This is a genomic window from Acinetobacter sp. V2 (assembly GCF_001188385.1).
Taxonomy (GTDB): domain Bacteria; phylum Pseudomonadota; class Gammaproteobacteria; order Pseudomonadales; family Moraxellaceae; genus Acinetobacter; species Acinetobacter oleivorans.
The window spans coordinates 280,371-281,275 of the sequence record NZ_JZFB01000003.1 but is presented as its reverse complement, the minus strand read 5'-3'; the positions used below and the strand labels follow the sequence as shown (position 1 = coordinate 281,275).

Here is a 905-nt window from a genome sequence, read left to right as displayed (position 1 = left end):
CCGCAAGCCAAAGCAAAAGGTATTTCAATTTTTTTAGTTGATGCTGCTTTAGACGGCGTTAAAAAAGGCCGTTCATTACAAAAAATCGGGCTACATGCTCAAGATACAGCTGAACTGTTTTTTGATGATGTTTATGTGCCTACAACTCAGCGTTTAGGTGAAGAAGGACAAGGCTTTGCTTATTTAATGCAAGAGTTACCTCGTGAACGTTTGAGTATTTCAATGATGGCGTTGGGGTCAATTTTAGGCGCCATTGAAATTACTAAAGACTATGTTTTGGAACGTAAAGCTTTCGGACAACCGTTAAGCCAAATGCAAAACACGCGCTTTGTACTCGCAAACGCACAAATCAAAGCAAAAGCCGCACAAGCCTTTGTAGACCAATGTGCAGCGCTGTATCAACAACACCAGTTAAGCGTCACTCAAGTTGCCGCATTGAAATGCTTTATTACCGATGCTCAATGTGAAGTGATTGATCAATTACTTCAGCTTTTTGGTGGCTACGGTTACATGCAGGAATACCCGATTTCACGCTTTTTTGTGGATGCACGCGTACAAAAAATTTATGGGGGAACCAATGAAATTATGAAAGAAATCGTGGCCCGAGAACTGCTCGGAAAATAATTCGATTTAAAACCAAATAAGGCAGACACAACAACTATGCCTTATTGAAAACAAAAAAATGTTATTTCAGGAAGAAATGCTATGTCGAAATTATGGATGTACTCCACCCTTATGCTCTCTGGTTCAGTGTGGGCTGGCAATTTTATTGACAACAGTTCAGTAGAACTCACCACGCGAAATTTCTATTTTGACCGCGACTATCAAGAGCAATCTGCTTACCCTGCTGCCAAGGACTGGACACAAGGTTTTATTCTTAAAGCCAATTCAGGTTATACCGAAGG

2 protein-coding genes are annotated in these 905 nt (G+C 40.7%); both read left to right on the top strand.

Annotated elements, in window-relative coordinates; genetic code table 11:
* The coding region (locus UC75_RS21500) for an acyl-CoA dehydrogenase family protein (RefSeq protein WP_265597224.1) at positions 1 to 624 on the top strand (624 nt) is incomplete at its 5' end.
* An 81-nt stretch (positions 625 to 705) separates the two neighbouring features.
* On the top strand, positions 706 to 905 hold a 200-nt coding region (locus UC75_RS21495; protein WP_228137331.1), incomplete at its 3' end, for an OprD family outer membrane porin.